Raw genomic sequence first — 21,443 nt, 5'->3', positions numbered from 1 at the left:
GATCTTTCCTAATATTAAGTTTCACCAGAAACAGCTTGATTTCTTCCGCTTCTTTTTTGAAGTACTTCAGACTGAGAATTGCACTGACTACGTGTCCTGTTTGCCAGCAAGATGCGGTATTGGGAAAAGTTCATTTTTACAGGTGCTTATCCAGCAATGTATTCAGAATAAAAGCCAGGATCAGAATGAACCAATCGGACTGATTATTGTGACAGATTCAATTTCCCGGCTGGAAGGTTATGTGTCCAATGCAAGGCAGATCGTGACCGATGACGAAAAGGAAATGGAACAGTTTTACCTCAGAAATAAAAAGAACATAGCCATTTTAAAGTCTGGCAAGGATTTCAAAGAACAGGTAATTCAGCAGAGCAATAAACCTGTATTGCTTATGAGTACCCAGAGATATTTCATGCTGGATACGAAAACGCTTCAAACGTTCCATCATTTCTATATGAATGGAGAGAGACATTTACGCAGCAGGATCATTTTTGATGAGAAACCATATTTCAGCCAACAGTTAGAACTTAGCGTGAAGAATTTGAATGACATTGATACAGCACTGAAAATGGGGCTTGACGATACCGTAGCAGATAAAGACTGGATTATTCGTGAGTTTAATATTTTCAGCCAGCGTATTCAGGATGAAATGATACAGATGGAGAAAAAGCGGGATACTCAATTTTTCTTGTACTGGAGTGACACCAGAACGAAGTCGATGACCAGTAATGATGAATTGTTTTTCCAGATCATCAATGATAATAAGGACAAGGTCATAGAAAAATATAACAGTGCCTGTGTTGACTTGCTAGGATTCCAACAGTTAGCGCAGGATGGAGGTATTTTCACCTGTAGCAAGAAAAGAAATGGCAGTTATGATAAGAAATTTGTGATCTCGGTTGACCATAAAGAGAAATTCTTCTTAAGTGGTGACATTAAAATGTTTGTACTGGATGCCACATGTAACATAGATCCATGCTATGAACTGGATTACGTCAAACTTATTCACTGTGAGCAGTTCAGTGTACCGTTAAACCTGACAATTACCAATTGCAATGTTACAACATCGAAAAATGCGTTGTGCAATAAAAGCCAGAAATCCAAGTCATATACAGATGCCATTGCCCAATATTTAAAAAGAACAGCAGATGACTATCGCAATATGCTAGTTTTGTCTTACTCAGAAATTATCAACAGATTCAAAGAAGATTTTATTTTCATTGCGCACCTCGGAAATACGAAAGGTTTTAATGATTATAAGGACTTGCAGGAAATGGCACACATAGGTTTAAACCGTTTTTCCCAGCTTGCATATTTCTTTATGTACTGTTCTTCAGAACCTAAAATCATGGAAGACGTGAAGAAAAAGACCCAGGATCAAAGCTTGCAGTACTTTGACAATCTTTTTAGGGATTCAGCAATACTTAATGACATCATGTACACATCTATTCTGGCAGACTTTGAACAAAACATCTTCAGATTAGCCATAAGAAATATGAACAGCAAAGAACCAGTGCATGTATGGGCTTTTTATAACAACGAAGATAATGGAAGACAATTTTCTGCACTGTCAGCGATTATGAGAATGCGATATTTACACTTAGGTGTACAATTCGAATATGAAGAAGAGCCACCTGAAATATCTGTGGCAAGGGTTAAAGTAAGAAAGCCAAAGAGTGGTAAAGATATAACAAATCCACAAAAAATTATTAAATGGTGTGAAGAACAACCTATAGGTAAGATTTTCAAAATATCAAATATGTTAGAAGAAACGGGATTAACACAAATACAATACAAAAAGATAAAGTATAAGTCACCAGTTATTAAAGCAATGTTTGAATCAATGAAAACAGAAAAAAGAGGCTATTACAAAAAAGCACTATAAAGGTCCCCTATCCTCTAATATAAAAAATTAATAGAGATTTGGGGTCTATAAATAAAATAGATCGTTCATCAGCTCCTAAAGCTGGTGGACGAAAGAGTAGAATCTTGATTCTGCGACATTCATTATAAGGAGGATAAGATAGGTGAATTATTATGTTTATAGGTTCTTGAATGAAGATGGTGAAATTTTGTATATTGGCAGAACTACTAATTTATTTCAATGTATTCAGACGCAATCCGCATGGTGCAAAAAAGCGCTATTGGAAGAAAAGAATAAAATTGAATATATCAAATTTACATCCGAGGCAGATATGGAGGTATTCGCTTTATATTTTATTAATAGATACAAGCCTAAATACAACGTTTCAAATAAATTTACAGGCGAATTAACATTTTACATAGATGAGTGCAATTGGTGTGAGTATATTAAGAGAACTCCGCTGGAGAAAATAATGAGCCGAAAGCCTAACAACGATGATGTGATGACAAATCCACAGAGAATACTTGAGTGGTGTAATAGGCAACCGAAAGAAAAAGTTTTTAAGATGACTGAATTGTTAAAAGAAACCGGATTAACACATAAGCAATTAGAAAAAATAAGATATAAGAAACCAGCAATCAAAAAAATGTTTAATCAGATGAAGACAGATAAAAAGGGCTATTACAAAATTAGTTAATTACTTTTATGGGGTAAACTCTAATACAAAATATATAAGAGAATACCCCACAAAAAATAGCTGTTATAACATAAGACCACAGGCAAGCTGTGATCCTGCTCCCCAGCTACATAAAGGTGGATTTGAAACTGTAAGTAGCAATAGCTGTGAAGCTCTATTATGTGTCGGTGGTGTAATTTCAACAGAATAAGCATAGGAGAACAAAAATGAATGATGTATACGATGAGTTAAGCTGTTTGAGAAAGGAAATTTCTATTGTGGCAGCAGGGTAACAGAAAGAATTAGAGTTCGGCAGTATAAAGTTCCAACGATAAAACGATTATGTGATGGAATGAGATTAGTTTTAGAGCATTTCACCGGATGTAAGATTGAGATCATATATTTGAAAACAACCTTGAGGTTTGACGTTTATGATGATATTGGGCTGTGTGCGTGTATGGTGTATCAGCACAGATTAAATGTATTACAGGTATATTTAAAGAGATTTGAGGACGGTCACATAGAAACTTATGATTTTGAACATGAAATAGTTTTGAAACACATAGAAAAGGAGAAACAAAATGACATATATTAAACCAGTACCAGCGAAAATAGAAGAGATAAAATTAAATGAGAAATATTTTACACCTAATTATGGTGGAGCGATTCAGGTAACTGTGGTTAAGATAAGCAATAACAGTGTTTTGGTTAAGACGAAAAAAGGCGATCCGTTCTCAAGAGAATTCCGGTACATATTCGATAATGCGAACGACTGTAAAAGAGCCTGTAGGGAATGGGAGGCGAGTAAAAAGAAACAGAAGCATAAAAAGAGAAAATAATGCAAGTGTTAGGTTGTCAGTAACCAGCTTACCAACCATGTGGTACAGCGCAATTTTACGCTCTATTAGTAGCATAGTCGTTGAAGAATATGGTTTCATGAAGTTTGCTAGTGGAAAATTTTCCACCTGCTGAAATATACCTGGACGGAGAGAGACCCCATACTTTACGTACAGGGCTGAGTTATGAAAAAGAGAAAATCTATGTAATCCAATATTGTTGGGATTTGTTAGTTGAAGCACAACGGCAGTCCACTTGATGTATTACTGAGGCGATAGTTCGCTTGAGTGATTCTGTGAAACCGCTGTTCTTCATTTGATGCTATTAGTATACCGAAGATTTGTGTCCATACTGTGGCAAACAGATAAAGCATTTATGAAAAAGCTTGCGATTCTATTAAGAAAAGCATATGGAAATAGCGAATATTGGAAATAAATAGTTTACCAGTCAGGATGATGACATACTTTGAAAGTGATATTTCATGTTGGTAGTGCAAAATTTTGCCTCACCGTATACGGTATTATTTGCGAGGTCCTTTCGAACCTGACAAAATTCTGTTAAAAGATAAGTTAAGTAAATGTAAATTATTTGATGATTTAAATCAGAACGGAGGAATATTATTTTATGGCGAGAGAAAAGAAATGCTCATTTTGTGGAAACTCTGAAAAAGAGAATAAATTAATAGAGGGAGATACATCTTATGTATTCATATGTGAAACCTGCATACAGAACGCTCATGATCAATTATTGGAAAAGAGCCAACAAGAGAAAGATATGATAAATATACAGACGGTAAAACCCTCTATGATAAAGAAACACTTAGACTCATATGTGATTGCTCAGGATGATGCAAAAGAAACGTTGTCAGTGGCTGTTTACAACCACTATAAGAGATTACGAAATGAAACTGATGTCGAGTTACAGAAGAGCAATATTCTTATGATTGGTTCTACAGGAAGTGGAAAAACCTATATTGCCCAGACTATTGCTAAATTTATTGGTGTGCCATTTGCGATAGCTGATGCAACTTCACTGACTCAAGCAGGATACGTTGGAGATAATCCCGAGAATATTTTATTCAGATTGCTAGAAAATGCATCGTATGATGTAAAAAAGGCGGAACAAGGCATTATCTATATAGACGAAATAGACAAATTAAAACGTGTGGGCGAGAATACTTCTACAACAAGAGATGTTTCTGGTGAGGGGGTACAACAGGCACTGCTGAAAATCATAGAAGGCTCAGTAGTGGATGTTCCTATGGGAAGTGGGAAATTTTCTGGTGTCGAATGCATTAAGATTGATACTAGCAATATCTTGTTTATTTGCGGTGGGGCATTTGAGGGATTATCTGAAACAACCGCCAAACCAGAACCGAAAAAAGCTATCGGGTTCAATACTCAAGATATAGAGGTTGACATTAAGGAAAGCATGAATACTATTGAACCATCAGATGTTATAAAGTTTGGCATGAGTCCTGAATTTGTGGGTAGGCTTCCGATAATCACGACATTGAAGCCACTTACCAAAGATGATTTGAAACGGATATTAATAGAGCCTAAAAATGCATTGATCAAACAATATCAGACATTGATGTCAATGGATGGAGTGAATTTAGAGTTTACGGAAAGTGCATTGAACAGAATTGCGGAACTGGCAATCATAAAAAACACCGGGGCTAGAGGTTTGCGTTCAATATTAGAGAAATCCATGCAGAAGATTATGTATAGAATACCTGATATGGATAACCTGAATGATGCAAAAGCGATTATAAATGAAGATGCAATTGATGGAAAAACGAATGTAATTATAAAAAAGGGAAAAAACAAAAAATTAGCAGCATGCTAGAGGAGGAAAAAATATGGGAAAAAGATTCAAGATTCACGGGGATAACAGCACAAATCAATCACAGGAGAAAATTAATAATGATAAAGTGTTTAGCAATAAAAGTGATCTATATTTAAGCGCATACATGAAATTGTTAAACAGTTTAAAGGAATACAAAAAGACGGTAAGAACTATGAGCGATTTTAACGACTATATTAAAAAGATGGTTTTTTATGGAGTAAAATACATAAATTATTATCATGATGAAAATCCTGAGAAAATAGGTACTAAGAGGTATCTTGACAAAGAAAGAACAGAAGCAGAATATGAATTTATTGACGGTATTATCTATCTTTTGGGGTTGATGACTCCTGGAGATATTGTACAGCTATTTCCGCCAGATAAGGTATATGATGGAGCGAAATATTTTGAGAAAGATTATTTCACTACGATGTCAGAGGTAAATAAATACGATGCTGATCAGTTATTAGGAAAAGAGAATGTGAAAAACCTATTGTGGGATTACAAGCAGTACGATTTATTCAAATTTCAGTTGAACTGGATGACCGTTGTAGATGATTTGTGCAAATGTAACGGAAAAAAAGGACTGGCTGGATTTTTTGAAGATGCCGGATTGACTACATTTTCAATGAACGACGATTTTATGGTCAACAACGTGACGGGTGAAATTATTCCAATAGAGAAAAGTAGTTTAAGAATTATAGAACCCGATGAATAGATCAACTTAAAATTTAATATAGAAGACGCTTTTTATTTTTTACCTTTATCAAGAACATATATTCGAGGGAGGGATTAGACATGGTAGAACTATTGCAACATAATCAAGAAACGTATCAGGAAATACAGCAAATATTCAAAACAAAAAACAGAGCATGTGTCGTTCAGCCAACAGGCAGCGGGAAAAGCTATCTTATGCTGAAGCTGTTAGAGGATTATTCTGATAAAAAGACATTGATCATTCAGCCACAGAGATATATCATAGAACAATTTAAAAGCTCTATGCCGTGGGAGATGGAAAAAATTGATGTCCAGTTTTTAACTTATAGCAAGCTTTCTAATTTAGATAATCAAGAAATTGAAAGTATTAAACCAGATCTTATTCTTATTGATGAGATGCATCGTGCGGGTGCGAAGAAATGGCAGACAGGTGTAAAGAAATTGCTTAATACATATCCAAATGCTAAAACTCTGGGATTATCGGCTACCCCTATTAGGTATTTGGATGGCAGCAGGAATATGGCAGAAGAGTTGTTTGACGGGAATATGGCTTGTGATATGAGCTTATCAGGCTCTATTATACGTAGAATTTTACCTTTACCCCGGTATATCAGTGCTCTATACACATTCGATAATGAAGTTGCCAAAACTAGCACGAAAATCGCTCAGAGCCACAACTCGGAAGAAGATAAAGCAAAATTGCTTGATCAGGTTGCGGAACTAAAAAAACGTTTGGATATGGCTAGTGGTGTGTCGGTTATTTTGAGGAAATATCTAACAGGTATTAGTGGAAAGTTCATTGTGTTTTGTAGAGATATAAATCACTTGGAGGAAATGAGATCAGTTGTAAAACAATGGTTTTTAGATGCTGGATTTAGTGATACTAAAATATATGCCGTACATTCTAAGAATCATAGCAAAGACAAGGACTTTAAGACATTTAAAGAAGACAACAGCGATTGCATTCGATTATGTCTTGCCGTGGGTATGCTTAACGAAGGTATACATGATATTGATGGTGTGATTTTATTAAGAAACACCATATCACCGAATTTATATTATCAGCAAATCGGCAGGGCATTATCATGCGATGGGCAATTGACTCCGATTATCTTTGATCTGGTCGCTAACGGACAGTCATTAGAGGAATGTAATTTAAAGAGCGATCTGGCAGAGAGGATAAAGCGGGAGCAGTCAGATAATAAGGACTTTATAGATGATTTTAATCTGGATAGTTTTTTTGTACTCGACGAAGTAATTGATGCTGTTAATCAGTTTAAGGATATCGAAAGTCGGCTGATAGGTGGATTTGAGTTTGGTCTACAGAGACTTAGTGAATATACAAAGGAACATGGGGATGCATTGGTTCCAATTGGATATGTATGCTCTGATGGGCTTGCTCTAGGAAGATGGGTGTCTGCCAGAAGAAAAGAGTATAAAAATAAAGTACTATCAATTCATAAAATTAAGGAATTAGAAAAATTAGAATTTTGCTGGAGTGTTCAAGATATCAGGTTTAAAGAACAGATGACACAAGTAATTTGTTTCGCTGAAAAACGTAGGAGAACCCCAAACCTCCGCGCCAAAGACGCCCATGAGAGAAAACTTGGTGTGTTTCTCACAATCCAGAAAGCAGAAAAAAAGAGAAGAGGAGATAGCTACCCTCAGCGGAGGATAGAATTATTAGAATCAATTGAGGGGTTTACGTGGGAATTTGATAGCTTCAAGACCTTCTATGACTTATTAGTCGGGTATAAAAAAGAAAATGGTCATTTGAATATAAAGCAGGAAGAGGAATGGGGGGGATATAAAATCGGAGATATGTTAGCGCGCTGGAGGAAAAAATATAAGAATAACCAAATATCAAAAGATGAAATGGAGGCTTTTAAAAAGCTAGGGCTTAACTTAGAAAATAAGAATAAGATGATTTTGAGAGAAAGATTGGGGATAATAGAGACACTAGCTAATCAAGAAAAAAAGGTAAAAAGTAACGGTGAATATTCATCATTATATTATTACATTATCACTAGCATTAAAAACAATCCTGAAAAACTAACCCAAGAAGAGCGAAAGAATGTAGAAGCCGTGATGGGCTGTAAAATAGCGGAGATGGGGTCACGTAGTAATTCAAGATCAAGAAAAATCGAAGTATTTAATGATGAAGGCATTAATGTGGAAACGTATGATTCGTGTATGGAAGCCGAAAGAAAACTTTCTCAAAGGTTTGACATCAAGTTTAACGATTCTTCTATAGGACGGGCATGTACGAAAAATAGACAATACAAGGGATTTACCTTCAAATACGTCAATGAAGACACACCGTTGGAAACTGATGGCAAGTAATATTACTAACCATCAATAAATAATATCAATTAAAGGGGGACTCAATTATAAGCCGAGAAGTAGAGACACAAACGATTAGAATCAACAAAATGATCAAAACAGAAGATGGGAAAATTGAAAATAAAATTAAACTTTCAACTGCTGATGATGCATTCACAAGAAATCTGTCCAGCGAAAGTGAACTGCATAGAATACTTATTCATTTATCAGGGAAACACAAATACAACAAGAGCGGGTACGAGAAAGTACCCTACTTGTTTACCTTAGATGTTGGAAAAGATAAGAAACGTTATCAAAGCCTGATAAATAATCAGGGTAAATTAGACCTTATTATAGAAGAATTAGAAGAGAGCAATAATGAACCCAAAATAAAGCAGATAACAAAAGAATATGCTTCTACCTTTTGCGGAGCAGGACATTCACGAACCCAGAAGAATTTGTTTGTTGAAACACATATCATCGATAAAATGAACGACATCCTGCTATGTGGTATGCCAAAAGATCTGATCTATGACCGCCCTTCTAAATGGAATGCATACTACGCAATGGTGACAACGGACAGCACGCCAGTAAGTTATATGCCTAATATTGTGGTAATCGATGATTTTGAAAAAAAAGTAACGGACACCGTAGATGTTGTTGAAGTTCTGAAAGATGACAATAAAAAGAGTTATAAGGTTGTAGAACCCAGAACAGAAAATATTAATATCATGCCGTTTGATGGTAGCGGGCTGGTTACGCCCCAGTGTGCTGCACGTTGGGCTATAGAGTTAGGGTGCAGGACAAAAAAGAAAAATGAGAAGGGGGTTCACCCCGGATATCTGCCTTCCTGTTTTCAATTTCGGGCAATACCGGGAATTAAAGGTGAACTCATGGTCTTTGACCTTAAAGATTTTGCAAAGAAGCGTAAAGTATCCAAAATTACAGACCTGGGAGGGAGAGAGTGGGATATCTTTAAAGATCATATAGACGTTATTCTCACAAAGTCCCAGTTTAAATTTCATAAGCAGTTTATGACAGACGGAAAATTTGATTATTGGCTGTGGCGGAATGAATTTGATAAACAATATCACGGATACAAAAGAACTTTTAATGTGGTTTCCTACGCGGAATATCCAGGAGACTTAAAAGAGGACACTATGCTGAGTTATCAACCGTTACAATCCATTCGTTTTTCCAACGAGGAAATCGAAGAAATCAGCACAAAAGGATTAGATTTGTATGATAAGGTCACTTCCAACCCGGAAGAGTTTCTGAAATACAGACGGTTGATAAAAGATGCTGATAACGATGAGGTTGAAATAACGATAGACAGACACACTCCACCTTACTATGTGGCATTGCTGAAAGACAAAAGCTTATATAATGACACATATGTCAAATCAAAAATCGATGCAGACCTTAAAAAGTTAAAAAACAATCTCTTATCTGGAAAACAGATTGTAAGGGGTAACTACCAGGTGTTCATGCCAGATGTTTATGGTCTTGCAGAGTATGCTTTTGGCTTAGCCCCTAAAGGGCTGTTACATAAGCCTTTTTATGTATATTCAAATTGGTGGAATCAAAAAGGGATAAAAGAGGTAGATATTATAAGGAACCCCGCCATAGGCATGGAGCACCGCATCGGATATATCCAGAATGAAGATAACGTTCAATATTGGTATAAATATCTGACAACAGGTATTGTAACCAGCATGTATGATACACTTGCCTTAGCCCTGAATGGTGCAGATTTCGACGGAGATACCGTTTGTACAACAGATAACAAGTCCTTGCTCAGTGCTGTTAAGCGGGAGATAGAAGCTGGTCATGGCAGATTAGTATTTAAGGATGATAAAATAAATAAGGAAACTGCTTGTAATGGTGTAAGTATTACAGATAGGGCTGCATTAATGCAAGTCAATGCGTTGTCATTCAAAAATTCCATCGGGACTGTCATTGATAAAATTACCAATCTTTGGACTCTGATTGATACAGATGAAGATAGAGTAAGGGATTTTATTAAAATAGGGACAATTGTGGGGGCAGAAACGATTGATTTTGCTAAAACAGGAGAAAATGCCGTTTTACCAAGGGAAATAATAAATTTTTTAGGGGGAAAGGGAAAAGGCTACTGGATGAGATATCTGCATAAAAATGAAATCATTGCTAAGAATGAAGAAAAATCGTTATCAGTGGCACGTAATCTCAAAAAACCTCCGGTAACAATCAATAAACTAAAGAAATTCCAGGACTATGATTGTAATATGAACCGCTTGTGTCATTATGCAGAGCAACAGATATTAAATATAGATTTAGAGATGTCTCCAAGCTGTGCTGCCGAAATTTTTGATCACAGAACGTTATTAAAAAGTGTACCGGTTATAAATAGGAAGGTATACCGCAAGCTTGTTGAGTGCCACAATAAATATCAAGTACTGTCTGCGAAGTATAGGCAGGAAAATTTAAAGTCGGAGAGACATCGTAAAGAAGCCCGTGAAAATTTTCGCTGGTTTTATGCAGAGACGAGAACGGAGCTTATGTTTATAGAGCAGGATATAGATAGATTATTAGATATGTTGATTGTAATATACTATGGTGACAAGCACAATGGAAACAAATTTCTTTTTCTGCAAAGGGATATTCTTTGGAATGCTTTTCCCTGGGAGATGGTAAAGAGATGTTCAAAGCTTGAATTAAAAAAAATAGATACAGGTAAATTAGAAGAAAGACATCGTAAAAACGTAGCATTTGTAAAGAAGAAACAAAGAGAAATGTACAATAAAAACAGAGTAGAACTACACTATTTTGACAGGCTATTTGGTGACCGTTCTGTTATCATTACAAAAAATGACCGATCCCACATCAATAAAATCATCGATAAATATTACAAAACGAGTAAAGTAACCAGAAGAGAAAATTGTTATAAGTTGAAACGGATATTAACCATACTTATTTTTTTAAGCAGAAAATGCGAGGGGCATGGTAGAAAAGCAATTGTTGTACGGGATGAGAACGGTAAAATGATTAAAGATGGAAACGGTAAGAATATAAAAGAAATAGTAGAAACCCGTAATTCCCATTGGTTCAAAAAATATAATAATACTCCAAATCAGCTTACTTATCTGGCATTGGAAAAATTAAGCGGAGTGAATCATAAATATATGGAGACAACTATAAAATTGCTGGGAGAACAAAAAATATTGCAAACAAAAGTATATCCAGATGGAAGTCTGGGGATCAAAGTCTTATTCCAATATTATGAAGGAGATGTATGGATCAGCGATCATGACTATAATAAGGCAGGAACGAAGATACGGGATTATTTTAGAAAAGCATGTTCGTGAAATATGCACAAAAAATCATAGCATTGACGCAGAAAATTAAGGATTTATGTAAAAAAGTGCCATATGTATGTAGGACCCAGGGAGTAGCTTCCCCTGGAGATGTCCAATAAAAACAGCCCAGTGCATTGATTTGCGGAGTGTATTGGGCTGTTAAATTATGATAAAAAATAAAAATTGAGAGGAGTAATCATCATGGTAAAGTTATCACAGGAAGAGGTAAGAGAGAGGTATATTCAGCGGTTAATTAGAGAGAAACAAATCTATATATCGGAAGTAACCGGAATACCTTCAACTGTATTAAGCAATTTTAAAAGAGGCTTGGATTTATGGGAATCGAGTCTTGAAGTACTCAATAGCTATTTAAACGGTGAACTAGATTAGCAGTCCTATTTATTTATAACTAAATTTAATGAAGGAGATTATAAGATGAAGTATACAAAAAATAATGCAAAGATCGGTGATTTACTTATGATAGAAACTGGAAAAGACCAGGTTGAGGGTGCTGTATTTGGAGTTCTTAAAGAGATCGGGATTGAAATTCATGAGAATAAACCAACTGCCTATTACTACATATCTTATACAGACGATAGCAGTGCTAAAATATCAGAGAATGAAATATTCAATATGAAAATATTCAACTGTGAGATGTTTAGCGATAGATTTCAGAATATTATGGAGAATCATAATGTTACATATAAAAACGATTATAGTGAAAGGGATATCGTAAATATAGTACTTGAAAAATGGAGTTGTTTTAGCGAAGGCGAAAAGACGGACTTACTCGAATTGCTTTATAATCAAGAGTATTTGGTATATGTCTTGAATGCCATATTAAATAAGGAAATAATCAATTAAAAATAACATCCTTGCGGGTGTTTTTTTATTACAAAAAAAGGAGTGGAATTAGTGGCAGATGAATTTTTAATAAAAGTTAAAGCCCAACTGGATACCGGAGAAGTAGAAGCAAAGTGGGCTGCAACAAAGGCTAAATTAGAACAACCAATAAAAATTAATGTAGATGCATCCGAATTCCGAAAAGCGGTGGCTGATTCATCGTTTGGGAGTGCAGGAGCAAAAGCGGGAAAACAATATTCCCAGGCTTTTTCGCAAACAGTAGCAAACAATGCCAAAGCGTCAAAAATATATTTTAATACCTTTTCAAGAGGATTAAATTCAAAATCGGGCGATGTTTCCGGGGATGTTTTACGTATTAACCAGTCGTTTGACAAAGCCATAAAATCAGGCATAGGGAAGGAACTGTCTTTCGCAAAAAGCCAGGCAAATGAATTCAAAGCATCCATGAAAAGTCTGGGAGCTACAATTGATACATCCATAAGCCCAAACCGGGTTGCTACTGGCTTAAAATCGCTTGATGAATGGATGGCGAAAAATACCAAGTCAACAAAGCAATATGGGGATACACTGAAAGCCTTACGCAGTCAGTTGGCTTCCGTTAATAATGTTGCAGATTTTGACAAGATACAAGGTCAGATTAAGCTGGTTCAGGGACAGGCAGCTACCAAAGGATTGCTCGGTAAAGACTGGCTTGGAGATATGAAAGGCAGTTTAGAAAAATACGGGGTCTTTATGAGCTCATTTGCTGTAATTAATGGAGCAGTAAGGGGCATAAAACAGACGTTTCAGGACGTATACGATATTGATACTGCAATGACCAGTTTATACAAGGTTACAAACGAGACATCCGATACCTATGATAAATTTTTGGACAGTGCCACACAAAAGGCAACGAAACTCGGACGCAGTATGACGAGCGTAATAGAACAAACTTCGAAATGGGCGAAGCTCGGGTATAATCTGGACGAGTCATCTAAATTAGCGGAGACTAGTTCCATTTATGCGAACGTTGGAGAAGTAGATGACAATACAGCGGTTGCCGATCTTGTCACCACTATGAAGTCTTTTGGAATTGCTTCAAATGAAAGTATGCAGATTGCGGATAAGCTTAATAAACTCGGGAATGAATTTGCTACTGACAGTGCAGCGCTTGGAACGGGTATCAAGAACTCAGCATCAGCCTTGTCATTAGCAGGAAATGACCTCAACGAATCCCTCGCGATGATAACAGGAATGACTGAAATAAACCAGAATGCCAGTGAATCCGGTAATGCATTGAAGGTATTAAGTATGCGTCTTCGTGGTATGAAAGGAAAGCTGGAAGAGCTTGGAGAAGATGCTTCGGATGTTTTACCGGTAAGCAAGATTCAGACACAGATATTGAATAGAACCCAAGGTGCTGTTGACATTATGGATGATTTAGACCCCACAAAGTTCAAATCAACCTATGAGATCATGCAGGGTATAGCAGATGTCTGGGACAGGATTTCAGAAACGGATCAGGCAGACTTACTAGAGATTGTAGCCGGGAAACAGAGAGGAAACTCTATAGCAGCACTCATTAAGTCATTCCAGAGCGGTCAGACACAAAAAGCATTGAATGCATCCATCAATTCTGAAGGTTCTGCACAAGCAGAGCAAGACAGGTGGATGACATCTCTACAGGCGAAAATCAGCCAGTTTACTGCAGCAAAAGAGTCTTTGTCCAGTACATTGGTTGATTCCGATTTCTTAAAAGGTATTGTTGAGTTTGGCACCACAGGAGTTACCTCTTTGGATCACATGATCGATAAGTTCGGAACCTTAAAGACAATGATTGCAGGTATTGCCACTTTTTCGGCATTTAGAGGAAAAGGGGTATCAAAATATAACAAAGAGAGCGATAGAATAGAAGCAGGGGGTTTTTTAGGGAACCTGCTTCATAATGTAAATAAACAGAGTAAAACCCCGGATGATATCCTGGATATGAATATGTCTTCCGGTATTATTAAGTCATATAAGGAATCAAATCTGAGTGCATCTGATTTCTTAAAAACTCAGAATCAGGTAGGCGCTTCACTTGCTCAATATATTGCAACAACGGATAAAGCAGAATTGTCAAGCAGCGGGTTTACACAAACTCTTAATCGTACAACAAAAGTTGCAACAGGGCTTGGTGCCGGGTTGAAAAAGCTGGGAGCATTCTCACTAAACTTAGGAACCAATATGCTGATTGGTGCCGGGATAGAATTAGCCATTAGAAAGATCCAGGATTATGCCCAGGAACAGGAAAGGGCTATTCAAAAAGGACAGGATACGCTTAATGAGTTTCAACAACAGCAGTCTTCCCTTACATCAGCAGGACAATTAATTGAGGCTTCCGGTGATCGTTTTATCGAATTGGGAAAAGGGGTCAATGCCTTTGGCGAAAATATTTCTTTATCTTCGGAAGAATTTGCTGAGTATAATCAGATTGCCAGTGCGCTGGGAGATACACTCCCTAATCTGGTAAATGGATTTACGGATTTAGGAACCCCCATTATTACGGCGAAAGAAAATGTAAAACAGCTTACAGAGGCATTGAAAGAACAACAAAGCGTACTCAACAAAGAAAATATTAGCAACGCTTCTGATTATATGAAAGCATTTAACGCAAAAAATGATAAGGAGCCATTAATAAAATTTGCGGATGAAGCAGGTCTAAAACAAAAAATTGAAATGATAGAGCATATCGATGACTATCTGGCGGGAAATTTTGTATCAGCGAATCGTGATGGCGTGTCGATGACGGAATCTATTGGAATTGATAACAATACCATAAAACAGATTGGTAAAGATCTCGGTTACGATTTTTCAAGTGTTTGGTTAGGCGTTGATAAAGATGCGATCAAAGAAAATCTGGATGCCGTAAAAGAATATGGAAACCAGCTGAAATTACAGCAGGAAAGTGCGGTTCAGGAAGCACATCCGATCATAGAATCTTATCTTGGAGAAACGTCAAACTTTAAAAATTTGACGGAGGATGCCAAAACAACGATTAGTGCATTGGTAAATTCCATTGATTATGAGTTTGCCAGCAGCCATTTCTTTAATAAAGATAATAATCTGGATAGTTCTATGATTAATGCCTGGGCTGACCAAGTGACAACAGACCTGCAAAAAGAAGGTATTCAGGATAAAATATCGGAACTGTTTTTATTAAATGATGATAAATCAGATATGACTTTTAAGGAATACTCACAGAAAGCAAATTCCTTAATGAATGATATCACCAAAGATGTTACCGGGTTATCAAAAAGCCAGTTATCCAGTGCCAGCGGGTTCACGGATGCGATGCAGAATTTTGAGACGCATTATAACCGGGTTAAGGACTCAATAGGGAATGATGTTGACAAATTATCGTTAGATAAATTAGAACGGGCATTTACCATTATCTCTAATACGGATTATGACCTTAATTATGGGCAATTATTAAAGCGCATGGAAGCTGCTGAGAAGGTTCCTCTGGATGTAAACGCTACTCCTAAATTTGACGAATGGGAGGAAGCCTCAGGATCAGAAAATGATGGCGATAAATACGTCAAAATGGCAGAAGGACTCAAGAAAGCCAAGGAGTTATATGATAAGGGGCTTGTCGGAACCGATGACTTCAAAAAGTATGCTGCGTTAATCTCTCCAACAGGCATGGATGATCCGACTAACTTCATGGAGAACTACGGTAAATTTGAGCGATATTTTAATACTGAGGAATCGTCTGGTGTGCAAAATTTTCTGGAAGATCTTAAATCAAAAGGATTTGCAGACTTAACCACCGAAGTAGATGAAAGTGGAAAATCCATTGAGAAGTGGAAATATAATATTGATGATCTCCAAGAAGCCGCCCAGGAAATGGGTATGGGATTTGAACCATTTATGGCTATGTTTGGCAGACTGGAAGATTATGACTTCTCTAATAATATGGTTGCCTCTGTTGAAGATGGAACAAGACATGTTGCTTCCTTATATGGAGAATTAGCGAAAGAAGAAGCAAAGTTAAAAGAGTTGCAAAAGCCTGGTGATTATGAAACAACAGATGAGAACGGCAACGTAACTAAAACACTTGGTAATCAAACCGCTATTGATCAAACAAAATCAAAAATAGATGAACTAAAAGGTAGTATTCAAGAAACGCTTGGATTTATGGATCAGCTGGCTAAACAGTCAAGTGAAGAGCGGGATCAACAGGTATCGGCTGCTAAGAATACAATAGAACAGTTACAAGCTCAAAAGAAGCAGGTTTTAGAATCAGATAATGAAAATAAAGACAGCGTTGCCGCAATGATTCAGGATCAAATCGATGCTTTAGCGCAAGAATATCATATATCAATTCAATTTGAAACAGAGCTTAATACCTCCAATAATACTTTAGATAACTCTATAGAAGCTGTTAAATCAGAAATTGAGCATGTCAATGACAGTTTAGTTTTAACACCAGAAGTAAAGGCAGAAAAATTACAAGCCCTTCAGAGTGAATTAGCACAACTTGTTTTTCAAAAAGATCAGCTTAATTCAGCTGTAGTTATGCAGGTGGACACTAGCCAGGTAGATAGCTCAGTAGGGAGTATTATTACGAAACTGCAGGAGTTTGAAACTGCTAAAGTTCAACTTGATTCGTTAAATGGGATGCAAGAAGCAGGATTAACCGTTGACGCTTCGCAGTTACAAGAAGCCCAGGGACAGGTAGACAATCTTGTATCCGAAATACAAACGCTATCAGATCAAAATCCAGAAATATCTGCTTCTCTTAATTTAAAAACAGATTCGGTAGCTACCATCCAAGCATCCATACAAAACATGACGAAAGAGGTATTAATTGATGCTAAGGTTAACCCGGCTGCCATAAATGCTTATAAACCGGAAGAAAAAGATTCAAAGGTGAAATTCAATCCTGATTTTTCACAAGTCGTTTCAGCTTCAGCACCGCTAAAAGATGGGACAGTTAATTACACTGCTTCATGGGATATTGGAGATCCACCAGTAAAAAACCAAATCGTAAACATTATTAAGAGAGAAGCCAGCGCACAGGGTGGTGCATACGCACAGGGAAATGCATACGCAAATGGCACACCTATGATAAAGTCTGCTCGTTTTAATGCCGGGGTATTAGGTACCGCTTATGCCAATGGCAATGCAAACCCAGTTGGACAAGTACTTATAGGGGAACTGGGAAGAGAAATTGTTGTTGATCCTAATGCCGGGGAATGGGAAACATACGGAGATAACGGAGCCGAATTTGCCCGTTTACCTAAAAATGCTATCGTATTTAATCACCTACAATCCGAAAAATTATTAAGACGAGGCTTTGTTGCTGGTCGTGGAACCTTAAAAGGCGGGGCTTTAGCGAATGGAAATGCCCGGGCTGGAATTGGCGGTGGAGGAGGTTTCTTCCAAGGTGGTGCTGCAACAGGTTCAAATAAGAATAATCAGTCTGCCACAAATCAAAACACAGCCGCAGTAAACTCAAATACTCAGGCGCAAGAAGATAACACCAAGAAAACCAAAGAGTCGAAAGCGGAAATAGATAACTTTGCTACCCGTTTAAGTTGGTTGGAACGTCAAGCAAAAAACATTACAGATTCAATAACAGAATATGTTTCTTTTGCTTTCAAATCTGCAAAAATAAAAGCACAGTCAAAACTAAATGATACACGCATCTCTGCAAATCAGCGGAGTTATGAAGGTTATTTAAATAAAGCTAACAGTATTGAACTTTCTGAGGACTGGAAACAAAAGGTGCGCGATGGGGACTTCTCCATAGATACAATCGATACCTCCACAGATGACGGCAAAAAACTGAAAGAAAATATCGATAATTATCAGAAATGGTATGACAAAGCTCTGGACTGCAAAGATGCTGTTGCTGAACTCCGGAGGGAGCAGACAAAGCTATTCGATGAATTAATGAACATTCCAACCGAAAAAGCAGAAAAGAAAATTGAAAAGCTTAATGATAAGTTAGATCTCCTGGAAGCAAATTATGATGCAGCGAGTTCTGGAAGCTCTGCAACTATCCAGAAAAGGATTCAGTTAAAAGAAAAACTGGAACCACAGAAGAAAACTGCAAAGTCTAAGAACAAAATCACACGGAAGGCAAAGAAAGAATTTAATGCTGCTGATGAAAGAATGGAGGACAGCGCTGATGCTGCAATCAAAGCTGTTAATAAGAGCGGACTCTCTCGGACTAAGAAGAACCGGCTCAAAAAGCAGATCAATGCAGGTAAGAAAATCAGCACAAAAGGATTTTCAGGCAAGAAGCTAAAAGCGGTTGAAGCATATGACCAATCTGTTTCTAAGAGATCATCTGCCAAAAAGTCATATAAATCAGCTAAGAAGGTTTCGGATAAAGCCAATAATAAAGTAGCCCGCACAGAAAAAGAACTTCGAAACCTCAATAGAAATGATGCTCAGGAAACTTATAAAGAACAAAATGCGATATTGGATGAAGAAGTTACCAATCAAAAAAGTCAGTATAACACCTATAAGAAAGCAGACAAAGAAGCAGACAAGAATGTTAAATCAACAAAAAAGACCGTAAAAAGTAAAGGTAATAGTCTACTTAAGTCTAAAAACAAAAATATACAAAAGCAAGAAGCTGCTATTAAAGCGGGTAAAACCATAAGCACAAAAGGCTTGAAAGGTGACGATTTAAAGAAAGCGAAAGCTTATAATGAAGCTGTCAAGAAAAATAACCTGGCTTTAAATGCGCAAACAAAAGCTGCTAATAATGCTGCCAAGGCTCAGGCAGAACTGGCTTCTAAAATGGCGGAAGTTGCCAATCAGCAGATGGAAAATATAAAAGCATTTTATGAAGCTAAAGGAACATATCTCTCATCTAATAGTAATAAGGCTTCTAAAAACAGAGAATTAAAAGTCGCTCAGGGAAAAGCTGTAACCGAAAATGATTTTGAAGCTGAAATTGTTGGAAAGAGAAATGAGAAAACAAATCTAGTATCCCAGCAAAAAGCAATGCAGGATCAATTTAATTCACTGGTGAAGTCAGGGAAAATCAAAGCAGGATCTGAGGATTGGTATAAGTGGCAAGCTGATATTGATGGTATTGGAAACGCTGCATCTGACGCTGAAATAGAAATTCAAAATCTATTAGACAGTCAGAAAAATATCAAAGTAACAAACATGGGTTATTCTTTAGACAGACTGAAAGCCCAAGCAGACAGTAAACAAGATGATATTTCTTTAAATGAAAAGAAGGGAATTCTCGCTACTGCTGGTGACTACAATACTTTAAAAACAAACAGCGAAGCCCAGGTAACAAACCTTGCCGCTCAGAATAAGGAATATGAGGCACAGCAAAAAGGGTTAGATATTAACTCTGAGAAATATCAAGAAATACAGTCCAAGATCGAAGCAAATAAATCTGCAATAAGAGCTGCACAGCAAAATCAAGAAGAATGGAATCACACAATAGAAAACCTTCCTATCGAAAAACTCAAGAAGGAACTGGAATTACTGGATGCTCAAAAGTCAAATCTGGAAAGCATCATTAATCTGAAGAAAGCTCAAAGTGCTGACTTAAGCAAAGATGATTATGATAAACAGCTTAATAAAAATAAGGAAGAAATTGAAAAACAAAAAGCCATAAAAAGTGCAGCCGAAGAAAATGCTAAAAAGTATGCAGGTGATCCTGACAATGAGTACTTCAAACAGTATACACAGGAGGCACTTGATGCTGACACTGCTATAAATAATCTGGAAGCTGATAACGAAGAATTAAAGGACTCCATGCGGAATGACATTTACTTCCGTGATCTTGAACGAATGCTTGAAGTTACAGAGCATTTAAGAAATTCTCTTAGTACAATAGCTTCGCTTATTACTGATGAGATGATGTTTGACGATGATGGCAAAATGACTGATTTTGGGATTACCAAGCTTGCCACAAGTATTAAAGAATACGAATCATACATGGATGATATCCAAACTATTCAGAAAAAAATTGCTACGATTGAGGGACTAAAGGGACAGGAAGGTTATTCTGAAAAAGAGTACCTGGAAGACCTGAAGAATGCACAAGAAGAACTCAATGAAGCAATCAAAAACGGTGGCTCTGCAAGAGAAGCGATCTTAAGTATCATGAAAAGTCAGTCCAAAGCTGAATTAGATGCTATCTTTAAAGTAATCGATGCCCGGAACAAATTACTGCAAAAAACTGAGGATTATTATAATTACGACAAGAACATGAAGAAAAGCAGTAAGGAGCTACAGCAATTAAAAGCTCAAGCAGCTGCTCTGGATGGCGTAACGGATGCAGAAAGCCGGGCACAAAAAGCAAGACTGGATGCACAGATCAAAGAGAAAGAAGAAGAAATTGAAGATACCGTTCACGAGCAGACAATCAAGATTCAGATGGATGGTTTAGACGAGTTAAAGGCTGAATTGCAAGAGGACTACGATAAATACATCAAAGACCTTGCACAAAATCTGGACAAAATTACTGATTTGATTAATGGCGCTACCGACATCGTAACTTCCTCTTTTGGAAAAGTCGGTGAAACCATACAGAAAATGCTTGAAAGTTTTGGAGTTGATCCTGGAAACTTTGACTGGTCTGGTCTTGGTGGTGCTGCTAAAGGCGGAATAATCGAAAAGAAAATTCGCTCAAACGGTGACTCATTGCTTGCTTCTGTAAATCCTGGTGAAACCATCTTGACTCAGGATTTCACGAAAATACTGCCAGAAGCTTTATTTACGATGAAAGCTTTTCATGCTCAGTTTGCGGATTCGTTTACTCCTAAAACACCAAAAATAGTGCCACGAGTAGCATCCATTAACCAGCAGATTGAATGTAGCCTTAATGTTCAGGGAGGAAATACAACTGAAGAGATGATTAAAGTTATTAATCAGCAAACTCCCAAGATTGCCAAGTATACATTGACTGCAATGGCAAAAGACCTGCGCAAGGCGGGGTGGTAACATATTCAGGGGCTTCTCATTGAGGAGTCCC

Annotated in this window: 11 protein-coding genes; all 11 read left to right on the top strand. The window is 37.0% G+C overall.

Features of this window, described 5'->3' with window-relative positions:
- Nucleotides 1-142 precede the first annotated feature (142 nt).
- The 11 genes from CD03_RS0114480 to CD03_RS0114430 all read left to right on the top strand — a co-directional run bounded on the left by CD03_RS0114480 (nucleotide 143) and on the right by CD03_RS0114430 (nucleotide 21,412).
- Nucleotides 143-1,882, top strand: coding sequence for a hypothetical protein (locus CD03_RS0114480; RefSeq protein WP_027294272.1), 1,740 nt, complete (start codon nucleotides 143-145; stop codon nucleotides 1,880-1,882).
- A 142-nt stretch (nucleotides 1,883-2,024) separates the two neighbouring features.
- Entirely contained in the window at nucleotides 2,025-2,558 is a 534-nt protein-coding gene (locus CD03_RS0114475) for a hypothetical protein (RefSeq protein ID WP_027294271.1), read from the top strand.
- Nucleotides 2,559-2,889: 331 nt separating this feature from the next.
- Nucleotides 2,890-3,132, top strand: a complete 243-nt coding sequence (locus CD03_RS0114470) for a hypothetical protein (RefSeq protein WP_027294270.1) — start codon at nucleotides 2,890-2,892, stop codon at nucleotides 3,130-3,132.
- Nucleotides 3,119-3,376, top strand: coding sequence for a hypothetical protein (locus CD03_RS0114465; RefSeq protein WP_027294269.1), 258 nt, complete (start codon nucleotides 3,119-3,121; stop codon nucleotides 3,374-3,376). Before CD03_RS0114470 ends, CD03_RS0114465 begins: the two co-directional genes overlap by 14 nt.
- 622 nt (nucleotides 3,377-3,998) lie before the next feature.
- The gene (gene clpX, locus CD03_RS0114460; protein ID WP_027294268.1) at nucleotides 3,999-5,222 is read left to right on the top strand and encodes an ATP-dependent Clp protease ATP-binding subunit ClpX; all 1,224 of its coding nucleotides are present in this window, start codon (nucleotides 3,999-4,001) and stop codon (nucleotides 5,220-5,222) included.
- A gap of 13 nt (nucleotides 5,223-5,235) precedes the next feature.
- Entirely contained in the window at nucleotides 5,236-5,940 is a 705-nt protein-coding gene (locus CD03_RS0114455) for a hypothetical protein (protein WP_027294267.1), read from the top strand.
- An 80-nt stretch (nucleotides 5,941-6,020) separates the two neighbouring features.
- A complete protein-coding gene (locus tag CD03_RS0114450; protein WP_027294266.1) occupies nucleotides 6,021-8,282 on the top strand; it encodes a Helicase associated domain protein in 2,262 nt (753 codons plus the stop codon).
- 89 nt (nucleotides 8,283-8,371) lie between these two features.
- The gene (locus CD03_RS0114445; RefSeq protein ID WP_027294265.1) at nucleotides 8,372-11,608 is read left to right on the top strand and encodes a hypothetical protein; all 3,237 of its coding nucleotides are present in this window, start codon (nucleotides 8,372-8,374) and stop codon (nucleotides 11,606-11,608) included.
- Nucleotides 11,609-11,800: 192 nt separating this feature from the next.
- Nucleotides 11,801-11,989, top strand: coding sequence for a hypothetical protein (locus tag CD03_RS0114440; protein ID WP_027294264.1), 189 nt, complete (start codon nucleotides 11,801-11,803; stop codon nucleotides 11,987-11,989).
- Nucleotides 11,990-12,034: 45 nt separating this feature from the next.
- Complete coding sequence (locus CD03_RS0114435) at nucleotides 12,035-12,463, top strand: hypothetical protein (RefSeq protein WP_027294263.1); 429 nt, start codon at nucleotides 12,035-12,037, stop codon at nucleotides 12,461-12,463.
- Nucleotides 12,464-12,514: 51 nt separating this feature from the next.
- A complete protein-coding gene (locus tag CD03_RS0114430; RefSeq protein ID WP_027294262.1) occupies nucleotides 12,515-21,412 on the top strand; it encodes a phage tail tape measure protein in 8,898 nt (2,965 codons plus the stop codon).
- Nucleotides 21,413-21,443 lie beyond the last annotated feature (31 nt).

Source organism: Robinsoniella sp. KNHs210 (assembly GCF_000686105.1).
In the GTDB taxonomy this organism is placed as follows: Bacteria; Bacillota; Clostridia; order Lachnospirales; family Lachnospiraceae; genus Robinsoniella; species Robinsoniella peoriensis.
This window is presented reverse-complemented; position numbering and strand designations above follow the sequence as displayed.

Bases quoted from the DNA above. Each gene is read 5' to 3' on its own strand.
- CD03_RS0114465 (WP_027294269.1), top strand. From the start codon at position 3,119: ATGACATATATTAAACCAGTACCAGCGAAAATAGAAGAGATAAAATTA.
- CD03_RS0114440 (WP_027294264.1), top strand. From the start codon at position 11,801: ATGGTAAAGTTATCACAGGAAGAGGTAAGAGAGAGGTATATTCAGCGG.
- CD03_RS0114455 (WP_027294267.1), top strand. From the start codon at position 5,236: ATGGGAAAAAGATTCAAGATTCACGGGGATAACAGCACAAATCAATCA.
- CD03_RS0114445 (WP_027294265.1), top strand. From the start codon at position 8,372: ATGATCAAAACAGAAGATGGGAAAATTGAAAATAAAATTAAACTTTCA.
- clpX (WP_027294268.1), top strand. From the start codon at position 3,999: ATGGCGAGAGAAAAGAAATGCTCATTTTGTGGAAACTCTGAAAAAGAG.
- CD03_RS0114470 (WP_027294270.1), top strand. From the start codon at position 2,890: ATGAGATTAGTTTTAGAGCATTTCACCGGATGTAAGATTGAGATCATA.
- CD03_RS0114450 (WP_027294266.1), top strand. From the start codon at position 6,021: ATGGTAGAACTATTGCAACATAATCAAGAAACGTATCAGGAAATACAG.
- CD03_RS0114435 (WP_027294263.1), top strand. From the start codon at position 12,035: ATGAAGTATACAAAAAATAATGCAAAGATCGGTGATTTACTTATGATA.